This window comes from Aquabacterium sp. NJ1 (assembly GCF_000768065.1).
In the GTDB taxonomy this organism is placed as follows: Bacteria; Pseudomonadota; Gammaproteobacteria; order Burkholderiales; family Burkholderiaceae_C; genus Aquabacterium.
Window position 1 is genome coordinate 3,741,867 of record NZ_JRKM01000001.1, and the last position, 23,092, is coordinate 3,764,958.

The following is a 23,092-nucleotide window of genomic DNA, read 5'->3' on the forward strand; positions in this document are numbered from 1 at the left end:
GCAACCATGAGCGCAGGCCGCTACACCCGCACCGCCACCTACAAGCCCATGACACCTGATGTGCCTCAGGTGACGCAGGCCATGGGGCGCTCGAACCAGCTGGGCAGCCTGTTGAAACGGCTGAAGCTGTCTCAAGACTGCCTGGAGGCCATCAAGCCCAGCCTGCCGCCTGCCATGGCCGCCTACGTGAAAGCAGGCCCGGTGGACGATGAAGGCTGGACCCTGCTGGCGGCCAACTCGGCCGTGTCAGCCAAGCTGCGTCAGCTTCAGCCGCGCCTGATCGAGGTGCTGGCCAAAAAGGGGCTCAAGGTTAACGCAATCCGCGTGAGGGTTCAAACCGGGCGTTGATCAGTTTCAGGCCACGGTTGGCGGGATGCAGGGTGCTCAGGCCAGAACGGCCGGCACCAGGGCAGCCATGGCCTGACGTTGCGTCACGGCCTTGCCTTGCAGGGCGAAGCCCAGCAACTGTTCCGGGTTGTCGGCGGCGGTGAAGCGCGCCTCAACCGATTCGTCATCGGCCTTGACCGTCCAGTTGCCGGCGGCGTTGGCGGGCGGCGGGCACACCACGGTGGGCCAGGCCGGCGTCTTCACCACCACGGGCATGGCGGGGTAGGCCACAGGCGTGGGCTTGCCAGCCAGTGTGGCGGCCAGGGCGCGGGCTTGGGCCATCAGCGGCAGCACATAGGGCAGCAGGTGGCCATCCACCTCGGCGCAATCGCCCACGGCGTAGACGTGCGGCACATTGGTGGCCAGCTCGCGGTTGACCATCACGCCACGGCCGGTGAGCACGCCGGCTTCGGTGGCCAGGTGGGTGCGCGGCTTGAGGCCAATCGCCGACAAGACCAGATCCGTCTGCATCGTGCTGCCATCGCTGAGCGTGAGCTTCAGGCCGCCATCGGCCTTGTCCACGCTTTGCACACCCACGCCAAAGCGGAAGGTCGTACCACCGGCCTGCAGCTTGTCTTGCAGGCGGGCGCTGGCTTCCGCAGGCAGCAGGCGGGCCAGGGCGCGGTCGGCCAGGTCCAGCACGGTGGGCTCGATGCCGCGGTGCAGCAGGTCATTGGCAAACTCGCAACCAATCAGGCCCGCACCCAGGATGGCCACGCGCTTGACCGGCTGGCCGCCAGCAGCGGTGTCCAGCGCCTCGGCGAACCGGGCAAAGTCGTCCAGGTCGTTGACGGACAGCACCGTGTCGGCCGCATCGCCCTTCAAAGGCAGGCGGATCGGGTCGGCGCCCAGGGCCAGCACCAGGTCACGGTAGGTCAGCACTTCGCCGCTGGCCAACGTCACGGTGCGCGCCTGGGTGTCGATGCCGGTGACCGCGCTGTTGGCGATCACACGGCCCTTGATGTCTTCCGACATCTTCTCGGCGGGCTTCATCACCAGCGTGGCGGCCGTCTTCTTGCCGGCCAGCGCGTTGGACAACATGGGCTTGGAATAAAAACCCGCGTGGTCCCGGCTGACGACGACGATGGGCACGTTCGCGTCGGCCTTGCGCAGTTCACGCGCCACGTTGTAGCCGGCCAGGCCGGAGCCGATGATGACGACCGCTTCGCTCATATCAGATCTCGATCATTTCGAAGTCGGACTTGCCCACGCCGCAGTCCGGGCATTCCCAGTCGGCAGGCACGTCTTCCCACTTGGTGCCGGGGGCGATACCGTCTTCGGGCAGCCCTTTGGACTCGTCATACACAAAGCCGCACACAACACATTGATAGGTTTTCATGAGAGATATCTTCCAAAAACGGGGGTGGATTCTGATGCAAGTTAAGGCTGCGCCCAGGGCTTGCAAGCGTCAAAAAGGGGGTTTCGGCGCCACGCACAACGATGTCGGCGTTTAACGTGGGCGCCCTGCCAAGGGCTCGCGAGGCAATCAGGCCGAGATCTTGTCCAGCACCGCCTGGTAGGCGTTGGCGTGCTTTTCCTCGACCTTGGCCAGCGCGGCAAAGCGCTTGGCCGCCTTTTCGAGCACAGCCTTGAATTGTGCCGCGTGCTCCTTGGACTCGGCGATCTGCTCGTCGATTTCCTTGACCGCATCCGTGCGGCCTTCCTCAACTGCGGCGTTTCTGAAACTCGGGTACATGGTCGTGTACTCGTAGGTTTCACCCTCGATGGCGAACTGCAGGGCCTTGGCCGGCGTCATATTGGCCTTGGGGAAGAGCAGGTCCAGGTGGCCGAAGGCGTGCAGGATTTCCTGATCGGCGGTGTGCTCGAAGTGCTTCGCGGTTTCCTCGTCGCCCATTTCGCGGCACAGCTTGGCGAAGTAGCGGTACTTGATGTGGGCCATCGATTCGCCGGCGAAAGCAGCTTCGAGGTTCTGGATGGTGACCGACTTGGGATCGTGGAAGGGGGTGCTCATGTCGTGGCTCCTTTGGGTGTCGTGGGGCAGTTGGGGCTGCGATGGAGTCACTGTAGGTCTGCCGTGAATATTTTGGAAGTCAATCAATTTGATTCTGATGATAGCGATTGGCTATGAGGCAAGGGCGCACCAGGAAAAACTGCCATTGAGTGCGGTTTGCCCGACGGCGGTCGCATCAGCGCAACGCCCGGATTCGCGCTGGCCTGCCCCCTACAATGCGGCGAGCTTTTCAGATCAGATGAAAGAATTGGGGTCATGACACAGCGTCGTTTGCATCCGGTCAGCCGAATCCTCGTCTTGTTGTTGTCTTTGTCGGTATTCGTGTCGCCTTCTCATGCGCAGATAGCGAGCTCGAGTGGGCTGTCTACTTCAGACGCTGAAAAGCTCAACGCCTTGATGGGGCGTGGCGGCAATTCGTCCAGCGGCTTGACCTTGCGTTCTGACATGGGCATGCCCACGGGCCCTGGCCTGCCCTTGCTGCCTGCTGCGTCGCCCCGCATTGATGGCGCTGACACGCCAGCATCGGGCCGCAATGCTTTGGCCCTGATGCCGCCACCTCCGCCGCCGCCGCTTCCGCCCAACGATTTCCAGCGTTTCGTTCTCGAAACAACGGGGCAGGCATTGCCTTTGTTTGGCTCGGGGTTCTTCGATCAGACGAGTTACGTGCCGCTGGCCAACACACCGGTCTCGCCGGACTACCGCATCGGGCCGGGCGATGAAATCCAGATCCGGGGATGGGGCTCGATCGACATGGACGTGCGCGCCGTCGTTGACCGCGATGGCCTGGTCCATATCCCAAAGATCGGTGCCGTCAACCTGGCTGGCGTGCGCAGTGCACAGGCCGAAGAAGCGGTTCGCACTGCCGTGGGCAAGTACTACAAGGACTTCAAGCTGAATGTGACCCTGGGGCAGTTGCACGGGATCACGGTCTACCTTGTCGGGCAGGCCCGCAAGCCGGGTGCCTATCAACTCAGCAGTGCGTCCACCCTGATTTCCGCCCTTTTTGCCAGCGGCGGGCCCAATCAGATGGGGAGCATGCGCCATGTCCTGGTCAAGCGCGCCGAAAAAGTCGTTGCCGAGCTCGATCTCTACGCGTTCCTGTCCAAAGGAGACAAGTCGTCCGACGTTCGCTTGCAAGACGGCGACACCATTGTCATTCCTGCTGCGGCGGGCTACATGGCGCTGAGCGGCAAAGTGTCGCAACCGGCGGTGTATGAACTCAAAAACGACAAAGAAACAGTTGGCAGCATTCTGACGCTGGCTGGCGGCTTACCCGTGATGGCCGACCCGCGTCGCGCCCAGCTGGAGCGTCTGGACCCTGGAGCCAAATCGCCGCGCAGCGTGGAAGTCTTCGCGCTGGACGCTGCAGGATTCCAGCGCACCTTGAAGCGCGGCGACCTGTTGACGGTGGCTGCGGTGGTGCCCGAGTTCGTCAACGCCGTCACCCTGCGAGGCAATGTCGCCACACCCATTCGCAGCCCCTGGTTCAAGGGTATGACCGTCCATGATTTGATCCCTGGCCGTGGCTATCTGGTGTCCCGGGCGTCGATCAGAAGGCAAAACGATGTCCTGCTCAGCGATGACGATAAGCGCAACGCACGCAGCAACGCCTTCGAAACCGACCCGGCCAAGCAGCAGGGAGGGACTGTTACCCCGCCTGCGAGCAACCAGGCGATCAACGCGGTAAGTGGTCAGACGACGGCACCGCCATCGCAAACAGACGACAAGGTTGTTGGTGACAGCGCTGACAGCCTGGCGCAGCGCATTGGCAATCTCGTGGACGAAGTGAACTTCGAGTACGCCGTCATCGAACGCGTTGATACCAACCAGATCAAGGTCCAACTGTTGCCGTTCAATCTCGGGCAGGCATTGGACGACGCCCGAAGCCCGGAGAACCTGGCACTTCAACCGGGTGACATCGTGACGGTGTTCTCCGTCAACGATGTGCGTGTGCCGCAGGCAAAGCGTCAGGTCTTTGTGCGCGTAGAGGGCGAAGTCCGCCGGCCAGGCATCTACCAGATGACGCCTGGTGCAAGCCTGGTTGACCTGGTGAACAAGGCGGGTGGCCCGACACCGGATGCCTACCTTTTTGGTGCCTCGTTCTACCGCGAGGACGTCAAGCGCATGCAGCAAGACAACCTGGAGCAGTTGGTCCGCAGACTGGAGTCCCAGGTCGATACCCGGCTGAGCAGCGCGGCAGCCAGCGTGTCCGGATCAGACTCTGCGGGGGTTGCGCAGTTGCGCATACAGGCAGAGGCCAACGCACAAAAGCAGGCTCTTCAGCGTTTGCGCAACCTCAAACCCACGGGTCGCATCATGCTGGGGTTCCAGTCTGATCATCCCGATTTCAAACAAATGCCGCCGCTGAAACTCGAAAATCAGGACAGGTTGGTGATCCCCTCAAGGCCAGATTTTGTGTACGTGCTGGGCTCGGTCAACACCGAGTCGGCCCACATCTGGGAGGAAGGCAAGAGCGTTCAGGCGTATCTTGACCAATCTGGTTTGACCAGCGGGGCGGATACCGACGAGCTTTTCGTGATCAGGGCCGATGGCGGCGTGATCTCCAACAGCGGCCGCTGGTTCTCCAGCGTTCGCAGTGCAAAGGTCTTGCCGGGTGATGTCATCGTCCTGCCCGAGAAGACCGACCACGAGAGCGCATGGAGCGTGTTCACACGCAATGCCAAGGACATCACGCAGATTGTTTACCAGTTCAGTCTGGGGGCTGCGGCGATCAAGACGTTGAGGAACTGATCGATGGGCGCTCCTAAGACGGCTTTGGGCGATGATGTGCGTGGGGAACTGACGCCGCAGGACATCGTCGATTTGATCGCAAGTAATCGGAGGATGTTGGTTGCCGTTCCCCTGGCCGCAGGCCTGTTGGCTGGTGTTGCCAGTTTTGCGGTTCCGAAGCAGTATGCGGCCGAGACTGCATTCATGGCGCCTCAATCCCAAACCGGCGTTGCAGCGTCGATGTTGCAGTCTCTTGGCGCTTTGAGTGGTCTGGCCAGTTCTGTCGCCGACGTGCAAAATCCGTTGGATCAATATGTGGCTTTGTTGAAAAGCAGGACGATTGCTGATGCTCTTATCAAGCAATTCGACCTCAAAACTCGATACGAAGTCACGCTGAATGACGACGCCCGTCTTGAACTGGCCAGTCGTACGACGGTCATTTCTGGAAAGGACTCAATTGTCAGAGTTGCGGTCGAGGATCGCGATCCTGTGTTTTCGGCAAAACTGACCAATGCTTATGTTGATCAGCTGCGGGTACTCCTTGGCAGGCTGGCCATTACCGAAGCTCAGCAGCGGCGAGCATTTTTCGAGCAACAGTTGCAAAAGACTCGTGCAAACCTGGATGCGTCCGAAAATAAGCTCAGAAATGCAGGTATTGATCCAGCCACATTGAAGGTGGATCCATCCTCAGCTGTTCGCTTCGCCGCCGACTTGGCCGTCCAAATCGCTCAAGCCAAAGTGCAACTGGATGTTCTTGGCCGAACGCTAACCCCGACAGCGTCGGAATACCGATCGGCTCAAGCTCAGCTTGATTCCATGCTGAAAATGCAATCGAGCTACGCTAAAGGCGGTGAAGGCGGCAGCGATGCGCAGAAGAACTACATTAATAGCTATCGAGAATATAAGTATCAGGAGACGCTCTTTCAAATGTATGCGCAGCAGTATGAGTTGGCGCGAATTGATGAAGCCAAAGAAGGGTCAGGCGTGTTGCAGGTCTTAGATGCGGCGGCGCCTCCTGAACGCAAATCGAAGCCCAGGCGACTTGTCTGGGTTATCGCAGGAATCCTGTTGGGCTTCTCTGCGGTTGTTGGGACGGTTTTCGGACGTGATTGGTCTCGGCGACAAGGATTGCGGTGGAAAGGGCGGGGGCAGGCATGACTCATTGCAGCAATGATTCCATGCGCGCTCAGTCCCTGAGGTTGGACCTGGGTTGTGGGCGCTATAAAAAATCTGGTTATATCGGCGTTGATAAGTTTGCAGCGGTGTCGCCAGATATCGTGTGTGACATTGAAAGAGAGCAATTGCCGTATCCAGATGGCAGTGTTGATGAAATCTATTCTTCCCAAGTATTTGAGCATTTGCGTGATTTGAATGCGGTGATGGAAGAATGCCATCGGGTTCTTCGGCCGCAAGGGCTGTTGCATGTCACCGTGCCGTACTGGAGTTCTGAGGGGGCATTTCGGGATCCAACGCATGTCAGGTTCTTTTCGGAAAAGTCCTTTGATTACTGGGAGGCCGGTAATGAGTGCGCATACTATGCATCAGTGTCTCCATACAAGATTGAGTCGGTGGATTACCTCCTCCACCCGTCTGTTTTCGTGCATTGGGCGCGCAGGCTGTTTGGCATCCGCTTCCTGAAAGCCTTCAACAACATGATTGTGTCGGTGGAGTTCAAGCTTCGGGCGGTCAAGTGATGCTGAGCATTGGTGTTGTCGTTTTGAACTTTCGCTCTCATGCAAAAGTGGAACGTCTGTTGGCGTCAATTGATTCATTTGAAGACATTTGCGTTTGTATTGTCGACAACAGCGTGGATTCAGTGGAATTGGCGGCCTTGCATGAACTGGCGCACAGGTACCCTGCTGTCGAGGTCCTGGACACGGGCCGCAATGGCGGTTTTTCCTTCGGCACCAACGCGGGCATACGCCACCTGTTGGATCGATGCACGTCCGTGTTGATCCTCAACCCGGATACGACACTTGAGCGAGACTTTTTCTCGCGGCTGAAAGCATTGCACACCGGGCTACCGGATGTCGCCATTTCCCCGCATGGCATTCGGATGTCGGACGGTTCCGTGTGGTCGGCGGGTGGGGAGTTTTACTGGTTGAAGGGGCGCGCCGATGTTTTGCCTCACGCACGGCGAAGCGTGTGCACCCCATTTGGCACGTGCGCGTGCCTCCTGGTTCCCAGTGATGCAATACGCGACGTTGGTTTGCTGGATGAAGACTTCTTTCTTGGTGGGGAAGAGTGGGACCTCAGTCGTCGCCTGACGCGTTCAGGCTGGTCCATCGTTTACGCACGGGCCGTGCGTTACCAGCATGAGGTCAGTGGCACGCACGAGAAATATGGCCACAAATTTTTTTACATGGGCATGCGAACCAAAGTGCTTTTTGCGAGGAAGCACTACGGCCTGTGGTTCTGGGGCTGGCTTGTTGTCTGTTTTTTGCCGGCAGTGCCCATGCTGCTCCTCAGGCACACCCGCATCAACAAGACTGGACCGCTGGCCCTGATGCGTTCCATCGTGACAGCGGCCTGGCGTTCGGCTCGAGCCGCCACCATCACTGAGACTGAGTTTTTGAGCGCAGGCCGAACGCGATGAAAGCGGTGATCGCGAGGGCCGTGGTGATCAAGATTGGCGCGGTACTGTCCTCGTTCGTGCTCACCATGGTTTTGACCAGGGTGATGGACCAAGAACAGTTTGGCCAGTATTCATTGGCAATCACGTGGGTCACACTGCTATCGATCATTGCCCCCTTGGGGTTTCCTCAGCTCATTCTGCGTGAACGTGCAGGCACAGGTGGTGTTCAGCGGGCCACCTTGTTGCTGACAACAGGGACGATTCTGGCGTTTGGCGTCGTCGGCTTGGCTGCGGCGTGGTCGGCCACACTGTGGTTGGCTTCCGACTGGGGCGATCTGGTACCGGTGGCCACATTGATGTTGCCGACATGGGGCGTGATCCGAGTGTCTTCCGGGATTATTTCGGGGGCGGGGCTGATCAATCTCGGACAGGCTGTTGACACCTTGGCGCGACCATTGCTGCTGCTCGCCGCGGTTGGTGGAGTTTGGTGGCGTGGACGCCAGTCCTTGGATGCCAAGACCGTATTGGAGCTAAGCCTGGTGACCATGGCTGGGCTTGCGGTATTCGTGATTTGGCAGGGATGGGCAAATCGCGGGAAAGTCCAATCGGCGCAGTGGAAAGCGAACACGCTGTACTCGTCGAGCCTATGGGCGTCGGTTGTGATTGCGGCGGTGTCAGCCGCCCAGTTGGCAATGAGTTCCTTGGACACCTTGATCATCGGTTGGACGATGTCCGTCAAAGATGTGGCTCTTTATCGATCAGCAGTGCTGCAATGTCTCGCCTTCACTTCTATTTCTGAGGTTCTGAATGTCTTTCTGCGACCTAAAATACCTGCACACCTCGCCGCTGGACGGGCGCGCGAGCTTGAAACCCTGATTGCTCGCGCCACGCAATGGGCGACCATGTTCGCATTTGCTGGGTGGTTAACGTATGCCGCCGTCGGTGCTCCGCTGAGCGCGTGGATTTTTGGTGAGAAATATCGCGAAGCGTTTGCCGCTGCTTTGATTCTCATGGGAGGTCAGGTGGCAATGATTGCGATCGGTCCCGTGGACACCGTGCTCATCATGGGAGAAAAGGAGCGCGTCATGTTGCGCATACTTTTGGCCGGAATTGCTCCTTTCGCTCTCCTTGCCTGGACTTTTGGACAAAGGTGGGGCATTGAGGGCGTGGCAGTCGCTTGTGTGGCGGTCAATGTAGCTCAACGCCTTGCTGGTAGTTTGGCCGCGTTCAAACTCCTAGGAATGCGTGTTGGCCTATTTTTGAGTTGGAGGTGACACGTGCGTGCCCTAAAGTTTTGTGCAATATTGGTAAATTACTATGGAGTGTCCGACACCATCGCATGCATTCAGTCATTGATTAAATCGGCTGAGCACTCTGAATGCAGTTTGGTTGTGTTGGTCGTGGACAATTCAGGCGATTTTCCTGATCAGTATGATGGGCCAGTGACCGTATTGAAGACGGGATTCAATGTCGGCCTGGCTGGGGCATGGTACATCGCGCAATACCATCATATTGCTCAGGCGTCCGACTATCTGATCTTTCTAAACAATGATACACAAGCAGATTTGGCATTCTTTGATGGCATAAGCAAGGGTGTGCAGAAGTGGGGAGGGCAATGCGCGTTTGGCCCACGAATTCACTTTTCAAGTGATCCTCAAAAAATATGGTCTCGCGGCGGCAGAATAAAGAGATTTTCTGCATCAGTGGTGCATGCAGGGGAAGGGGTCCCTGTTTCAAAGGTCGAAACGGGTGATTTTGAGACAGGTCACCTTTCAGGGTGCTGCATGATCATAAATACCGAAAGCATGAATGATATCGGTGGGGCCGATACAAATTTCTTCTTTCGTGGTGAAGAGTGGGATATCAACTATAGACTCGCCCAGCGTGGTGTGAAGTTGGTGATCCTTGATGAGGTCCGATTGTTCCATCATGTCAACGGCAGTCACGATCGTTTCGATTTGAAAATGCTCTACTTGGCGTATCGGTCAAAAATGCTGTTCGCCAAAAAAATCCAACCCTTTTGGTATTTCCCTGTCTGGCTTGGGTTGAGTTATTTTTATATTATTTTTGTTGCCGCGAATAAATTCGCGAAGCTGTCGGGGCGCGATGCTCTGGATATAAAGCCAGTTCTGCTTAAAGCCTTCAAGGATGGCCTTGCCAGAGATAAAATTCGCATTGAGGACTATGAGCGTTAAAAGGGTTCTGCACGTCGTCCGTCGAATGGACGTCAGCGGTGGGGCAGAGCGCTTGATCTCTGAGCTTGTGCGCCATGAGCCTGGACACCAAGTCTTGGTGTATGACGGTGGAGAGAGCTTTTATGATCTTGGTCAGCCACTCATGCGTGCTCAAGGGATTTTGGGTGCTCTATGGTGGATACTGACCCATAAGCGGCGATTTGATGTCGTCCATTTGCACTTGTTTCCGTCCATCTATTTCTCGATGATTTTGGGGCGGAGTTGTGTCGTTCATGAGCACAACACCGGGAACAGGCGCCGGGCATACCAAATCTTTCGACCAGTGGAGTGGCTGGTGTACCGCCGTGCGCGTGCGGTTATCGCGATCAGTCAAGCCGCGGCAGATGCCTTGGTGCAGTGGGTGGGGGGGCTACCTAGACTATGTGTTCTTCCTAATTTTGTGCCGGACCTTGCGGTCGGGCAACCCTCAGAGCCTGCGGCTTGCATTCACGACTGCCAGGAGACCCGGCATGAGATCCGGTTACTGATGGTGGCGTCCCTCACGCCTAAGAAGAATCACGCTTTCATGTTGCAAGTCCTTGCAGCTCTTCCAACGGCTTTTGTGCTTCACTTGGTCGGCGAAGGTCCTTTACGTGATGAGCTTGTCAGGCAGGCGGGGGAGTTGGGGGTGATGGATCGCATTCATTTTCATGGGGCGGAGCGGGATGTCGCGAGACACTACCGCACGGCAGATTTGTGCGTGCTTACTTCGAACTGGGAGGGGTTTGGACTTGTCGCAATAGAAGCAGCGCAATTTGGCATTCCAACCGTTGTGCCAAATGTACCTGGCCTGCGGGATTTTGTGCCTGATAAGCGATTCCTTATCCAGGAGCGAGAGCCAGCGGTTTGGGCGAAGCGAATCTTGGAGTTGCGCTCGGTGGCGTCAGACGACACCGTGCAAAGCACTTACAGGGAAGCGGCCAAGGCCTTTTCCCTTCAAGCCTATTTGGTGAAGCTTGATGCAGCCTACGCGTGATTTAACTCGCGCAGCGCTTGGAGTCAGCGCTGCGCTATTGATCGCGACGCCGAATGTGACTTGGGTGTTGTACTTGCCGAGTTTGCTTTTGTGGCTACTGTGTGCGTATTTACAAAAACCAAGACACGATTTGGCAATATTGGGGAGTATGTATCTCGGCGCTTTTTGTGTGCCGACTTACTTCCTAGATCCCGCTACTTTGCCTTATAACGCCCTCTTTTTTTCCTGCCTTTTATTTGCGTTACTGACATTTGGTCCTCAGGCAGACGATGTCCTGTACGAGGAAATGATTCGTAGCGCGCCATACATCTTGCTGTTTGCAACACTGTTGCCAATGGTTGTGCCGGTTGGCTCGTTACTACAATCAAGACCAGAAGGGGTGCAGTTGATCGATGGTCTTTTGCGCCAAAGAGGGTTGTATTCTGAACCTGGTTTCCTAGGACATTGGGCCACCCTATTTTTATACCTGAACCTACGTCGAGGCAGAACCTGGCAGGTGCTCATGTCTATGGCTGTTTTGGGGCTTAGCGCGAGTGCCGGTGCAATGTTGTTTTTGCTCTTGCTGGTCGCGGCCACGGGACTGCGCGTAACAAAGAGGCAACTGGTCATGGCGTTGCTCATAAGTGCAGGACTGATAGCGCTATTTTTTGACCAGATTATGGTTAAGTTGAGTTCTGGTTCGATGGTGGACAGGGTATCAAACTTTGCTCAAACGATCGATTTTCTGCATGCTCACAATTTTGTGCCACTCGGGTTTGGGCCAATGAATATTGACGGTGCGCCGGTTGGAGTCCTGTCATTTGGATTGGGCCTGCTTAAAGCGATGGGTTGGCTGGCTCTGCCCATGATTGCCTGGATTTTCTGGAGAGTCGGCTTTGGGTTCAAGTTGTTGGCAATATTGGTGCCATGGATATTTCTCGGGAATTACTGGGAGACGCCGGTGTTGGTGTTGCCACTTCTGTTTCTTCGGAGTTCGCGTGCCGAAGCCAGCCCGGGCAACGAGCTTAAAGGTACGCAGTAATGCCCCGAAAATTGTCGGTTAAGCCAATGAAGGGCACTGTGTTGCTGTCGGTGAATGCCGCTTGGAATGCGGTCAACTTCAGAATGGGGTTGATTCATGCATTGCAAGACGCGGGTTGGGATGTTGTGGTGGCTGCTGGTGCTGATCGCTATGTGTCTGTATTGGAAGGACTGGGTATCTCATTTGAGCCTATCCCAATCTCTCCGAGAGGGGTGAACCCAATATCTGATATCAAGTTGTTATTCGCATATCTTGATATTTTTAGACGGCATCGTCCAAAAGCGTATCTTGGCTTTACCGTTAAGCCCAATGTGTACGGGTCAATCGCTGCCTGGTGGTGCGGCGTTCGTACGCTTAACAATATTGCTGGACTGGGGTTGGTTTTTTCTGGCGCTGGCCTTCTGGTATGGCTAGTAACGCGCTTGTACAAGTTTGCTCTTCGAAAGTCTGCGGTGGTGTACTTTCAAAATGATGAGGATTTGCTTTTGTTTTTGAAGGCAGGGATCATTCGTCAGGGGCAAGCTCAGAGATTGCCTGGCTCTGGTGTGGATCTTGGTAAATTTGAATTCACAGAACTGAATGACTCCCCAACAGAGCCATTCAAATTTTTACTGGTCGGACGACTACTGTGGGAAAAGGGCGTTGGCGAGTACGTGGAGGCGGCCAAAAGGATACGTTCTAAATATCCAGGGAGAGTTGAGTTTTACCTGCTCGGATTTTTAGGTAATGGATCGGACGGTGCTGTCACTGAGTCTGATGTTGCTCAGTGGGAGAAAGATGAGTCCGTACACTATTTGGGCGTAAGTGATGAGGTCGCTCAAAGGCTTGCAGTTTGTGATTGCGTGGTTTTGCCATCCTATTACCGTGAAGGTGTGCCCAGAGCGCTATTGGAGGCTGCTGCGGTTGGTCGCCCGATCGTGACGACTGACTGGGTTGGGTGCAGAGAAACCGTCGTCGACGGGGAAACAGGATTTCTCTGTCGACCAAGAGATGTCGACGATTTGACGGAGAAAATGGAGACCATGTTGATGCTGGATTTCGATCAGCGCGCAAAGATGGGGCGGCTGGCTCGAAAGCACGTTGAGAATTTTTTTGACCAAAATATCATTTTGCAATGCTACGTGAGCGATCTGGAAAAGGTGGTCACGTGACAAACGATGTTGCTTATGTGGTCGCGATATTTGTTGCAATCATTTTCATATCGGAAATTATTGCTCGCGTAGGGCGCTTGACTTATCCCAGTGGACGATTCCAGTCCATTGATGGGCTCAGGGGGTGCTTGGCACTCCTAGTCTTTTTTCATCATGCAGTCATTTGGCGGAAATTTCTGACAGCCGGGGTTTGGGTGTCACCTGAAAGCCCTGTGCTCTACCAGTTTGGTGAAGGTAGCGTGGCGGTCTTCTTTATGGTCACCAGTTTTCTCTTTGGCGCGAAGATCCTGGAAAGCAACGGCCGGCAAGATTGGTTGCGGCTGTATATTTCTCGAGCGTTACGCTTGTGGCCGGTCTACCTGGTGGTGATCGTTGCGATGTTGCTTGAGGTTGGTTATCTCACAAATTGGACGCTGCAAGAGCCTCTGCGTATGCTGATTGTTCATGTGGTGAAATTGGTATTCTTTTTCAAGGCGGATGTGAATGGGTTGGCCAATACAGACATGTTGTTGGCGGGAGTCACCTGGTCCTTACGCTATGAATGGTTCTTCTATTTCATGCTGCCCATCATGTCGATGATGGGTGGAGGAGCGTTTCGCGTCTGGAAGTTTCTGCTTACTGCATTTGCCTTAGTGTTTGCCTGGTTTGCTCATATCCGCTTGGATTTGCTGGTGGCGTTTTGCGGTGGTTTTGCGGCACTTTTCCTTTTACGGTTTGGGGATCAATTTCAAAAGAAGTCAGATATGGTTCTTTCGATTGGCGCAATATTGATGTTTGCGTTAAGTGTTTTGGTCCCGTCGCGTCCTGGCTTTTCGCTGACTTCTTTAGGATTTCTTGCTGTCGGCTTCTCTTGCATTGCCGCTGGTGCCACCGTATTCGGACTTTTGAATTTGAGGGCAATTAAAATGTTGGGGGCCGCGTCTTATGGGCTTTACCTCATCCATGGTTTCTTCTTGCACTTGGTGATCAGTGTGATGGTGGGTCGCCCGCAAGCAGCATCGATGTCCAATGCCGCCTACTGGGGAATGGTGGCCGGCATTGGCTTGATTTCTGTCGGATTTTCTGTGTTGCTTCACCATCTGGTGGAGATGCCCTGTATGGCGGCCACACTCAAATTCTTGCGGCGTCTGCGTCCTAGCGTCGTCACCCTTCGCGGTAAGGCATGAGTGTCTTCAGATGGGGCAGTGATCTCAACCAGACTTGTGAACAGGTAGGCTTCGGCATGAAGGGAGCCGATTCATTGTGCCGGACTGATGAGCTAGTCGATGAGGTTTGGTATAGGCCTAAGCATTGGCAACGTGAGCAACTTGACGCAGATTTTCGCCGTTGGCGTTCAATTGCCGATACACCCAGACATACCCAGCCGCATAAGTCCATACCGCCAAACAAGTGATGGCCGTGCTTTCGCTGGCGAGTACCGCGATGATCTGGCACCCCAGCACCGTTGCCCAGATGGTGGCGCTGGCCAGGCCGTGCCTGAGCCATTCCTGGCTTGGTTTGCCCTGGCCTCGATTCTTGATGCGCAGGTTTCGATACAGCAGTTGATGCATGTGCCCCAGGTCCGCCTGGCCTGTGGCGATCCCATCCCGAACGCGGCGCCGGTACATGGAGAACACCGTTTCCCACACAGGGTAGATCCAGACCAGCATCAAGGCCCAGGCTGACATGCGGGGGTTTCTTTCAAGCAGCATGACGCCGCACTGGGCCAGCCAGAAGCCAGCGAGGTAGGCGCCACCATCACCCAGAAAGATCCGGCCGAACGGGTAGTTGAACAACAGGAAGCCGCCCATGGAGGCGATGCCCCACAGACACAGCTTCATGACCAGCATGTCACCATGCATCCAGGCCAGGGTAGCCAGCCCGGCCAGCATGATCGACACCGTGCCGGCGGCCAAGCCATTCAAGCCGTCCACGATGTTGATGGAGTGGGTGACGCCACCCACGGCAAAAACGGTGAACAAAACTGAGACCACGGGGTGGCGGATCAACGAATCGAGCAGGACCGTATCCAAGTCCGTATACCGGATGTCCAGTACCCAGATGGCAAGGGCGGCAGACGCGAACGACGCCAGCAACCGTGTGCGAACCCGAACGGTCTTGGTCAGATCTTCCGCAAGCCCGGTGAGAAAGACTGGCGTGGCGCAGGCCAGCAGCACCAGCGTGGTGGGGTAGGTGGTGCCGCCAGTCAGGTAACCAGCCAGAACAGCGATGATCAGCCCAAAAGCCAGGCCCAGCCCACCAACGCGGGGCACGGGTTTGGCGTGGATTTTCTGAACGCCGGCGAGATCGTGGTCAAGCGAGAGCCTGCCGTGCCAGCGCTGGGTCAGCACCAGCAGGGCGCAGATCACAAAGCTGCCAGCAAAGATGGCAGCCAGCCGCCATGTCAGTATTGTGGACACGATCACTCCCGTTATTGTTGCGCCTTGGCCTTACGTGGGCATTGCAGCGTTATGGTTACCAGTGTAACGGCGGAAAACAGGCTTGGTGGGTGACGCCGGGGCAAGGAAGAGGGGGGAGATTTTGCGCTGCAGCATTCGCACATCGTAGTGCTTTCAGGCCATCAGGCAAGCTGAGAATGCCCTGCATGCCTGTGGCTTTTTTGCCGTTCGTGCCGACCTTGTGCAGCCTTGTTGATGCAGCGCAGCATCAGGCATCCGGGGCATCGTTCAGATCCTCGGTCGTTGGCTTGGCCTCGACCCGGTATTGCTCGCTTGCCCACGCACCCAGGTCAATGGCCTTGCAGCCCTTGCTGCAGAAGGGGCGGTAGGGGTTGTCGGTGCTGTAGGTGTGCATGACCCCGCAGGAGGGGCAGCGCACTTGCAGGTTCTTTTTGCCTTGGGCCGGCGAGGGGGCGTCGCGCTCGGTGCTCATCGAGAGACCCTCCGTTCACGCGCAAAGTGTCAACTCGAACCCCGCGTCCAGATCTGACGCGATCTTGAGCTTTCCGTCGGCATCTGCACGCATCAGGCGGATTGACACCATCAGGCGGTTGCAGCTGATTTCGGGGATCAGGCCCAGTGCCGGGTCGATGCGCAGGCGCAGCAGCAGGTAGCTGCGGTTGTCCTTGAGGTTCTGCTGGTACTGGCCGCAGGGGGCCGCCACCATGTGCGGGTGCCCTGCATCGCGCAGCAGGCCCAGCATCACGTTGAGCGCTTCGGCCAGCGGCGTGAGCGTGCTGACCCATTGCTGCAGGTCGGCCTGCCGTTTGGCGGCTGGCTCCTGTTGCCAGGCGTAGTAGGAGGGCAGGTCAAACTCGCAGGTGCCACCCGGGATGCTGATGCGGCTGCGGATGCTCATCAACCAGTCGTTGCTGGACAGCGATTGGCCCGCCTTGCCAGGCAACTGGTTCAGGTTGTTGTAGACGCGGTCGATGCGCGCCAGCACGTCATCGAGTGCACTTTCCTGGATGGCCGGGTTGCCGCGGTAGCTTTGAAACTGGAGCTTGTAGCGGTCCAGATCACGCAGCAGGTCGCTTTTGAGATCGGCGCGCGAGGCGACGTCCATGATCTCGAAGATGGTCGACAAGGCGTAGTGGTGGTCCACCGGGGCCTCGCGCCACATCAGGATGCCCAGGCGGTTGAAGAGGTGTTCCAACCGTAGCATCGTGCGGATGCTTTCGCCGAAAGGGTATTCGTAGAGGATCAATGCGCCACCTGATGAAAGCCGTTCAAACGCGATCAGACGCCATTGTTCCACAGACGCCAGAGCTTCTCGACCTCGGTGCGCAACTCTTGCAGGCTCAAGCCTTCATTGAGGATCACGTGATCGGCCAGCGCCAGCCGCATTTCGCGCGTGGCCTGCTTGGCCAGCACCTTTTCAACGGCCTCGCGGGGCCAGCCGGATCGGGCCATGACGCGGGTGATCTGGGTCTCGGGTTCGCAGTCCACGACCAGGATGCGGTCGACCTTGTCGCGCCAGACGCGGCCTGATTCCGCCAGCAAAGGCACGTCATAGACGATGTGCTGGCCGGCTTGGGCCAGGCTGGCGCGGGCTGCGGCCTGCTGGCCAATCAAGGGGTGCAGGATGCCCTCCAGGCGGGCCATGGCGCCGGGATCGGCAAAGGCCAGTTCGCGCATGCGGGTGCGGTCCATGGCGCCGGAAGCGTCGATGAATTGCGGGCCGAAGTGTTGGGCAATGGCATCAATGGCGCCGCCGCCGGGTGCGGTCAGCGAGCGCGAGATGGCGTCCATGTCGACCAGGTGGGCACCCAGGCCCACCAGCATCTGGCTGACCGTGGATTTGCCGCTGCCAATGCCGCCGGTCAGGCCAATGGTCAGGCGCTGCGGCGCTTGGGTCAGGCCCAGCCCAGCCATTGCAGGACACGCTGGGAGCCCGCCATGGTCACGACCAGGCCGGCGCCGGCCAGAAAGGGGCCGTACGGGACATAGACGCCTTCGCGCAATTGCCCGCTCACCTTCATGCCGATGCCGATGATGGCGCCGATGACCGATGAGGCCAGCACGATGGGCAGGATCATGGGCCAGCCGAGCCAGGCGCCCAGTGCAGCCAGCAGTTTGAAGTCCCCGTAGCCCATGCCTTCCTTGCCGGTGGTCAGCTTGAACAGCCAGTAGACCGACCACAAGGCGAGGTAGCCCGCCACGGCGCCCCACAAGGCGTCCTTGAGTGGCAGGTTCCAGCCCAGCCCGGCGGCGACCAGGCCGGCCCACATCAGGGGCAGGGTGAGGTCATCGGGCAGCAGGGTGGTGTCCCAGTCAATGAGGGCGGCAGCCACGAGCACGGCCACGAAGCCGCACCACAGCAGGGTGGTGGGCTGGGGCCCGAAGCGCCAGCTGCAGGCGGCAAACAGGGCGGCGGTGGCCAGCTCAACCAGGGGGTAGCGAACGGAGATGGCGGTGCCGCAGGCAGAGCACTTGCCGCGCAGCACGAGCCAGCTCACCAGGGGGATGTTTTCGTACCAGCGGATCTGGTGGCCGCATTTGGGGCAGCGCGACGCGGGCTTGGACAGTGTCAGCGCTTCGGAGGGCTGACTGCCTGGCGCTGGCTCGGGCAGTTCGAGCATGGCGCGGGCATCGGTCTGCCATTGACGCTCGAGCATCAGCGGCATGCGATGGATGACCACGTTGAGGAAGCTGCCCACGCACAGGCCCAGCACAGCCAGGCCCCAGGGCGTCAGCACGATGTCGGTGAGAACCGGCAGCAGGTTGTCAGGCATGAATACAGCTTGCTTGGGCGCGGATCACACAACCTGGCCGAGCTTGAAGATGGGCAGGTACATGGACACCACGATGCCGCCGATGATGGTGCCCAGGATCACGATGATGAAGGGCTCCATCAGGCTGGACAGGGCTTTGACCGCCTCGTCAACCTCTTCTTCATAGAAGTCGGCGGCTTTGCCCAGCATCTGGTCGAGCGAGCCGGATTCTTCACCAATGGCACCCATCTGCAGAACCATGACCGGAAACAGGTTGGTGGATTGCATGGCCACGGTGAGGCTGGTGCCGGTGGACACGTCTTTCTGGATCTGCTCGGTGGCTTCAGAGAAAACAGCGTTGCCAGCAGCGCCCCCAACGGAATCCAGTGCTTCCACCAGCGGCACGCCAGCGGCAAACATGGTGGAAAGGGTGCGCGTCCAGCGTGCGACGGCGGACTTGAAAAGCAGATCGCCAAAAATGGGCATCTTCAACAGGAGGCGGTCCATGCGTTTTTGCATGGCTTCGGAGCGCTTCCAGGTTTGAAGGAAAAAGTAGATGCCGCCGCCAATGGCGCCAAAAATCGCCCACCAGTATTTGACGAATATCTCTGACATCGCCATCACGAACAGCGTGGGGGCGGGCAGGTCGGCGCCAAACGAGGTGAACACTTCCTTGAAGGCGGGGATCACGAAAATCATGATGACCGCCACGACCACGAAGGCCACCACCAGCACCGCGATCGGGTAGGTCAGCGCCGACTTGATTTTCTGTTTGATGGCGATCGTTTTTTCCTGGTAGGTGGCCAGGCGATCCAGCAGGGTTTCCAGAATACCGGCGGCTTCACCTGCTTCCACCAGGTTGCAGTAGAGCGCATCAAAGTACATCGGGTGCTTGCGGAACGACGCCGACAAGCTGGTGCCGGTTTCAACGTCACCGCGGATGTCGTTGAGCAGCTTGGTCACCCGCGGGTTGGTCGAGCCACGCGCCACGATGTCGAAGGATTGCAGCAGCGGGACGCCGGCTTTCATCATGGTGGCCAGCTGGCGCGTGAAAACCGCGATGTCCTTGGCCTTGATCGAGCTGCCACCGCTGACGCGGCGCTTCTTGACCTTTTGCACCAGGATGCCTTGACGGCGCAGGGTCGCACCGACCATGGCTTCGCCGCCCGCACGCATTTCACCGCGAACGAGCTTGCCGTTGCGGTCCTTGCCTTCCCATTCGTAGACAAATTCTTGCGGTTTGTTGGCTGCTGCCGTGGCCATGTGTCGGAACTCCGTGACGATGCGTCGCTACTTACTCGTTGGTCACTGCGATGATTTCTTCCAGTGAAGTCAGGCCTGCCTTGACTTTGACCAGGCCGGACTCGCGCAAGTCTCGCACGCCTTCGCGTTTGGCCTGGGCAGCAATATCCATAGCTGTGCCCTGAGTGAGAATGATGCGTTGTATTTCTTCACTGATGGGCATGACTTGGTAAATGCCCAGGCGGCCTTTGTAACCGTTGTTGCAAGAAGAGCAACCGATTGCTTTATATGGTTTCCAGCGACCGTCCAGGTCTTCTTCCTTGAAGCCGGCGCGCAGCAGGGCCTCGCGGGGGTAGTCGGCCGGGGCTTTGCAGTTTTCGCACAAACGGCGGGCCAGGCGCTGGGCCGTGATCAGGATGACGCTGGAGGCGATGTTGAACGGGGCCACCCCCATGTTCATCATCCGGGTCAGGGTGGTGGGCGCGTCATTGGTGTGCAGCGTGGACATCACCATGTGGCCGGTCTGGGCGGCCTTGATGGCGATGTCAGCGGTTTCCAGGTCACGGATTTCACCCACCATGATCACGTCAGGATCCTGGCGCAGGAAGGCTTTCAGCGCCGTGGCGAAGTTCATGCCCGCCTTGTCGTTGACGTTGACCTGGTTGATGCCGGGCAGGTTGATTTCAGCCGGGTCTTCAACCGTGGAAATGTTCACGCCTGGCTGGTTGAGGATGTTCAGGCAGGTATACAGCGACACGGTCTTGCCGGAGCCAGTAGGCCCCGTGACCAGCACCATGCCGTAGGGGCGCTGGATGCACCTCATCAGGCGTTCTTTTTCTTCGGGCTCATAACCCAGGGCCTCGATGCCCAGTTTGGCGCTGGACGGATCCAGGATACGGATCACGATCTTTTCGCCAAACAGGGTGGGCAGGGTGCTGACCCGGAAATCGATGGCCTTGTTGCCGAATTTCAGCTTCATGCGGCCGTCCTGCGGCACGCGTTTTTCGGCAATATCGAGTTTGGAAATCACCTTGATGCGCGAGGCCAGTTTGTCCTTGATGGCAACCGGCGGCTGGGTGATTTCGCGCAGTTCGCCGTCAACGCGGAAGCGAACGCGGTAGTTGTATTCGTAAGGCTCGAAGTGCAGGTCGGACGCGCGGGCGTTGATGGCGTCGATCAGCATCTTCTGCAGGAAACGCACGACCGGGGCGTCTTCGACGTCGGTGGCGCCGGCATCGGCTTCAGGTGCAGGGGACGCGTCGTCGGTGACGTCGAATTCAAAATCAGACGAGGCCAGGGCCGAAAGCTGATCCTCGGCGGTGGCGGTGATGCCTTCCAGCAGTTTGCTGAGCTTGTCCTGCTCGACGATGACCCATTCCGGTGTGAGCTGCGTGGCGAACTTGATGCGCTCGATGGCTTCCTGGTCGGTGGGGTCGGCGCCAGCAACGAACAGGCGGTTGCCGCGCTTGGACAGCACCAGCACCTGGTACTGGGCGGACAGCTTGTTGTCGATGACGCCTTTGGGCAGGCGCTGGACGTCCACGGCGGACAGATCCATGACAGGCACGGCCAAGGCTTTGGACAGGGTGTGGGCCAGGTCGTCCGCGCCGATGGCGCCGCTGCTGACCAGCATCGTCACGAAGCTGCGCTTTTGCTCGCGTGCGGCGCGGGTGATGGATTCCGCTGCCTTGGCGTCCAGCTTGCCGGCGTTGACCAGCACGCGTGCGACGCCAGACAGGGATCCTGGTGCTTCAGCCAGTGTCGGGTCAGCCATGTAAATTCACTGCAGAAATGGCAATTCTTGAATATCAAAAGTAAATCATTACCTATTCAAGCGAGCCTGTAAACCGTATTAATGCCCGGATAAGGGCGCAAATTCGGCGTTGAAAAGCATGGTTGCGCCGCCGTCAATGGGCGGACTGGATGCGAACCATGCCTGCGTAGAGCCCCCCTTGGGCCATGAGTTCCGCATGGGTGCCTTTCTCGGCCACCTTGCCTTCGGACATGACGTAAATGCAATCGGCGTTGCGGATGGTGCTCAGGCGGTGGGCGATCAGGATCAGGGTCTTGCTGCCGCGCAGGTCTTCGATGGAGCGCTGCACCACGGCTTCGGATTCGGAGTCCAGCGCGGAAGTGGCTTCGTCGAAGATCCAGACGGCGGCATCCCGGTACAGGGCGCGGGCAATGGCCAGACGCTGGCGTTGGCCACCCGAGAGCTTGCTGCCGTTGGTGCCGATGTCGGCGTCCATGCCGCCGGGCATGATCTGAACGTGGGTCCAGAGGTTGGCGGCGCGCAGGCAGCGCTCGACCTTGTCGCGGTCGACGCCGTTGGGGCTGGCGTAGGCGATGTTCTGGGCGACCGAGCCTTCGAACAGCACGATGTCTTGAGAGACGACGGCGAAATGGCGGCGCAGGCTGGCCAGTTTCAGGGTGTCGATGGGGATGTCATCCAGCGTGATCTGGCCGGACTGAGGGTAGGCAAACCGCAGCAGGGTGCTGACCACGGTGCTCTTGCCGGCGCCGGAAGAACCCACCAGGGCGATGGTCTGGCCGGCCTGGATGTCGAGGTTGAGACCGTCAAGGGCGGGTTGGGTGGCGCCTTCGTACTGCAGGCGGACGTCGTGGAAGGCGACGTTACCGCTGCAGGCGTCAAGTGTACGCGTGCCGTGGTCTGGCTCCTCCGGTGAATCGAGCAATTCGAATGCGCCACGCAAAGTAACTAGTGCCCCACTGATCGGTGTGTAGATGTCGGTCAGATGGCGCATGGGCGAAATTGTCATCAGCAGTGCAGTGATGAATGAGACGAATTCACCCACGGTAGAGTTACCTTGACTAGCTTGCCAGATGGCTAAGGTGAGGATAATTGACACTCCCACTGCAGCCACTACCTGGGTCACTGGGGTGACCAAGGCGCTCGCGGACACTTGCTTCATTTTCAGCCAGCGGTGATTTGCAGCTTCGCGATCAAAGCGCTGCAGCTCAAAATCCACGGCGTCGAAGGTGCGTACTACTCGCCACGCGCGTGCGTTGTCATCTACCGCTGCAACCATCTTCAAGGCCGCTTGGTATTGAGCTTCGCCGACTTTGTTGAGGCGCTTGCGGATTTTGTTGACGCTGAGCCCAAGAAGGGGCATGGAAATGAACGCAAGTAACGTGAGCTCCAAGTTCAGGTAAAGCAGGTAGCTCACCAGAAAGAGCAATGTGGATGAGTCTCGGATTAATGAAATGGCTGACGAGCCGATAGCTGTCGCAGCGACCTGAGGGTCATTGATGATCTTGCTGACAGCGACCCCGGGGCTGACGGATGTGAATAGCTTTGCATCGGCTTTCAATAGGGCTTTCATGAGCTCTCTGCGCAAGTCCAGTACGATTGCGGACGTCGCATAGCTCATGACATATGTGCCGGCGAAATTGAACAGCCCTCGCGCCATAAACAGCCCGATGACGACCAAAGGTACGATCCATAGCGGGTACTTGAGCCCCTCTTTGAAGCCCGAGTCAATCAACTTCTTGAACAGGGCAGGGACGATGGGCTCTACCGCGGAACTTACCAAAAAGAAGACGACTGCTGTAGTCAGCAGCCGCCATTTTGGTTTCACGTATTGCAGCAGGCGTTGCCGGGTGTCTGTGTAATCCATGTCGGCTTGGTGGG

General features: G+C 57.8%; 22 protein-coding genes. 11 read left to right on the forward strand and 11 right to left on the reverse strand.

Annotated features, from left to right (window positions below):
* Window positions 1-6: 6 nt before the first annotated feature.
* The gene (locus JY96_RS16040; protein WP_235333951.1) at window positions 7-348 is read left to right on the forward strand and encodes a DciA family protein; all 342 of its coding nucleotides are present in this window, start codon (window positions 7-9) and stop codon (window positions 346-348) included.
* A gap of 36 nt (window positions 349-384) precedes the next feature.
* On the opposite strand, the gene JY96_RS16045 is transcribed toward JY96_RS16040, so the two are convergent.
* From JY96_RS16045 to JY96_RS16055, 3 genes are all read right to left on the reverse strand, one after another.
* A complete protein-coding gene (locus JY96_RS16045) occupies window positions 385-1,560 on the reverse strand; it encodes an NAD(P)/FAD-dependent oxidoreductase (protein ID WP_035038973.1) in 1,176 nt (391 codons plus the stop codon).
* Between the two features lies 1 nt (window position 1,561).
* A complete protein-coding gene (locus tag JY96_RS16050; protein WP_035038975.1) occupies window positions 1,562-1,726 on the reverse strand; it encodes a rubredoxin in 165 nt (54 codons plus the stop codon).
* A gap of 147 nt (window positions 1,727-1,873) precedes the next feature.
* Entirely contained in the window at window positions 1,874-2,359 is a 486-nt protein-coding gene (locus tag JY96_RS16055) for a rubrerythrin family protein (RefSeq protein WP_035038978.1), read from the reverse strand.
* Window positions 2,360-2,905: 546 nt separating this feature from the next.
* Between JY96_RS16055 and JY96_RS16060 the strand changes: the two genes are divergently transcribed.
* From JY96_RS16060 to JY96_RS16100, 10 genes are read left to right on the forward strand one after another with little or no spacing between them, the layout of a single operon-like run.
* A complete protein-coding gene (locus JY96_RS16060; protein ID WP_035043242.1) occupies window positions 2,906-5,110 on the forward strand; it encodes an SLBB domain-containing protein in 2,205 nt (734 codons plus the stop codon).
* Window positions 5,111-5,113: 3 nt separating this feature from the next.
* Entirely contained in the window at window positions 5,114-6,247 is a 1,134-nt protein-coding gene (locus JY96_RS16065) for a Wzz/FepE/Etk N-terminal domain-containing protein (RefSeq protein ID WP_052162622.1), read from the forward strand.
* A gap of 20 nt (window positions 6,248-6,267) precedes the next feature.
* A complete protein-coding gene (locus tag JY96_RS22925) occupies window positions 6,268-6,783 on the forward strand; it encodes a class I SAM-dependent methyltransferase (RefSeq protein WP_161784346.1) in 516 nt (171 codons plus the stop codon).
* Entirely contained in the window at window positions 6,783-7,685 is a 903-nt protein-coding gene (locus JY96_RS16075; protein ID WP_035038981.1) for a glycosyltransferase family 2 protein, read from the forward strand. Before JY96_RS22925 ends, JY96_RS16075 begins: the two co-directional genes overlap by 1 nt.
* Window positions 7,682-8,938, forward strand: a complete 1,257-nt coding sequence (locus JY96_RS16080) for a lipopolysaccharide biosynthesis protein (protein ID WP_035038983.1) — start codon at window positions 7,682-7,684, stop codon at window positions 8,936-8,938. The genes JY96_RS16075 and JY96_RS16080 overlap by 4 nt, the downstream gene beginning before the upstream one ends.
* A gap of 48 nt (window positions 8,939-8,986) precedes the next feature.
* Window positions 8,987-9,859: a glycosyltransferase family 2 protein gene (locus tag JY96_RS23315; RefSeq protein ID WP_152606541.1), complete on the forward strand. Its 873-nt coding sequence runs from the start codon at window positions 8,987-8,989 to the stop codon at window positions 9,857-9,859.
* Window positions 9,860-9,884: 25 nt separating this feature from the next.
* Entirely contained in the window at window positions 9,885-10,874 is a 990-nt protein-coding gene (locus JY96_RS24295; protein WP_035038988.1) for a glycosyltransferase, read from the forward strand.
* Window positions 10,858-11,895 carry a hypothetical protein gene (locus JY96_RS23320; RefSeq protein ID WP_152606542.1) on the forward strand — a complete coding sequence of 346 codons (1,038 nt, stop codon included), beginning with the start codon at window positions 10,858-10,860 and terminating at the stop codon, window positions 11,893-11,895. The genes JY96_RS24295 and JY96_RS23320 overlap by 17 nt, the downstream gene beginning before the upstream one ends.
* 26 nt (window positions 11,896-11,921) lie before the next feature.
* Window positions 11,922-13,046: a glycosyltransferase family 4 protein gene (locus tag JY96_RS22930; protein ID WP_161784348.1), complete on the forward strand. Its 1,125-nt coding sequence runs from the start codon at window positions 11,922-11,924 to the stop codon at window positions 13,044-13,046.
* Window positions 13,043-14,212, forward strand: coding sequence for an acyltransferase (locus JY96_RS16100; protein ID WP_161784349.1), 1,170 nt, complete (start codon window positions 13,043-13,045; stop codon window positions 14,210-14,212). The genes JY96_RS22930 and JY96_RS16100 overlap by 4 nt, the downstream gene beginning before the upstream one ends.
* Before the next feature lie 117 nt (window positions 14,213-14,329).
* Here the strand turns inward: JY96_RS16100 and JY96_RS16105 are convergent, their stop codons facing one another.
* From JY96_RS16105 to JY96_RS16140, 8 genes are all read right to left on the reverse strand, one after another.
* Window positions 14,330-15,445: a glycosyltransferase gene (locus JY96_RS16105; protein ID WP_161784350.1), complete on the reverse strand. Its 1,116-nt coding sequence runs from the start codon at window positions 15,443-15,445 to the stop codon at window positions 14,330-14,332.
* Window positions 15,446-15,692: 247 nt separating this feature from the next.
* Window positions 15,693-15,917, reverse strand: coding sequence for a DNA gyrase inhibitor YacG (locus JY96_RS16110; RefSeq protein ID WP_035038997.1), 225 nt, complete (start codon window positions 15,915-15,917; stop codon window positions 15,693-15,695).
* A gap of 15 nt (window positions 15,918-15,932) precedes the next feature.
* On the reverse strand, window positions 15,933-16,691 hold the full coding sequence (zapD, locus tag JY96_RS16115) for a cell division protein ZapD (RefSeq protein ID WP_035039000.1): 759 nt from the start codon (window positions 16,689-16,691) through the stop codon (window positions 15,933-15,935).
* Window positions 16,692-16,723: 32 nt separating this feature from the next.
* Window positions 16,724-17,359, reverse strand: a complete 636-nt coding sequence (gene coaE, locus JY96_RS16120) for a dephospho-CoA kinase (protein ID WP_035039002.1) — start codon at window positions 17,357-17,359, stop codon at window positions 16,724-16,726.
* Window positions 17,341-18,219, reverse strand: a complete 879-nt coding sequence (locus JY96_RS16125; RefSeq protein ID WP_052162625.1) for an A24 family peptidase — start codon at window positions 18,217-18,219, stop codon at window positions 17,341-17,343. The genes coaE and JY96_RS16125 overlap by 19 nt, the downstream gene beginning before the upstream one ends.
* 24 nt (window positions 18,220-18,243) lie before the next feature.
* The gene (locus JY96_RS16130; protein ID WP_035039005.1) at window positions 18,244-19,461 is read right to left on the reverse strand and encodes a type II secretion system F family protein; all 1,218 of its coding nucleotides are present in this window, start codon (window positions 19,459-19,461) and stop codon (window positions 18,244-18,246) included.
* 31 nt (window positions 19,462-19,492) lie between these two features.
* A complete protein-coding gene (gene pilB, locus JY96_RS16135; protein ID WP_035039008.1) occupies window positions 19,493-21,214 on the reverse strand; it encodes a type IV-A pilus assembly ATPase PilB in 1,722 nt (573 codons plus the stop codon).
* Window positions 21,215-21,347: 133 nt separating this feature from the next.
* Window positions 21,348-23,078: an ABC transporter ATP-binding protein gene (locus JY96_RS16140; protein WP_035039011.1), complete on the reverse strand. Its 1,731-nt coding sequence runs from the start codon at window positions 23,076-23,078 to the stop codon at window positions 21,348-21,350.
* Between the last annotated feature and the right edge of the window lie 14 nt (window positions 23,079-23,092).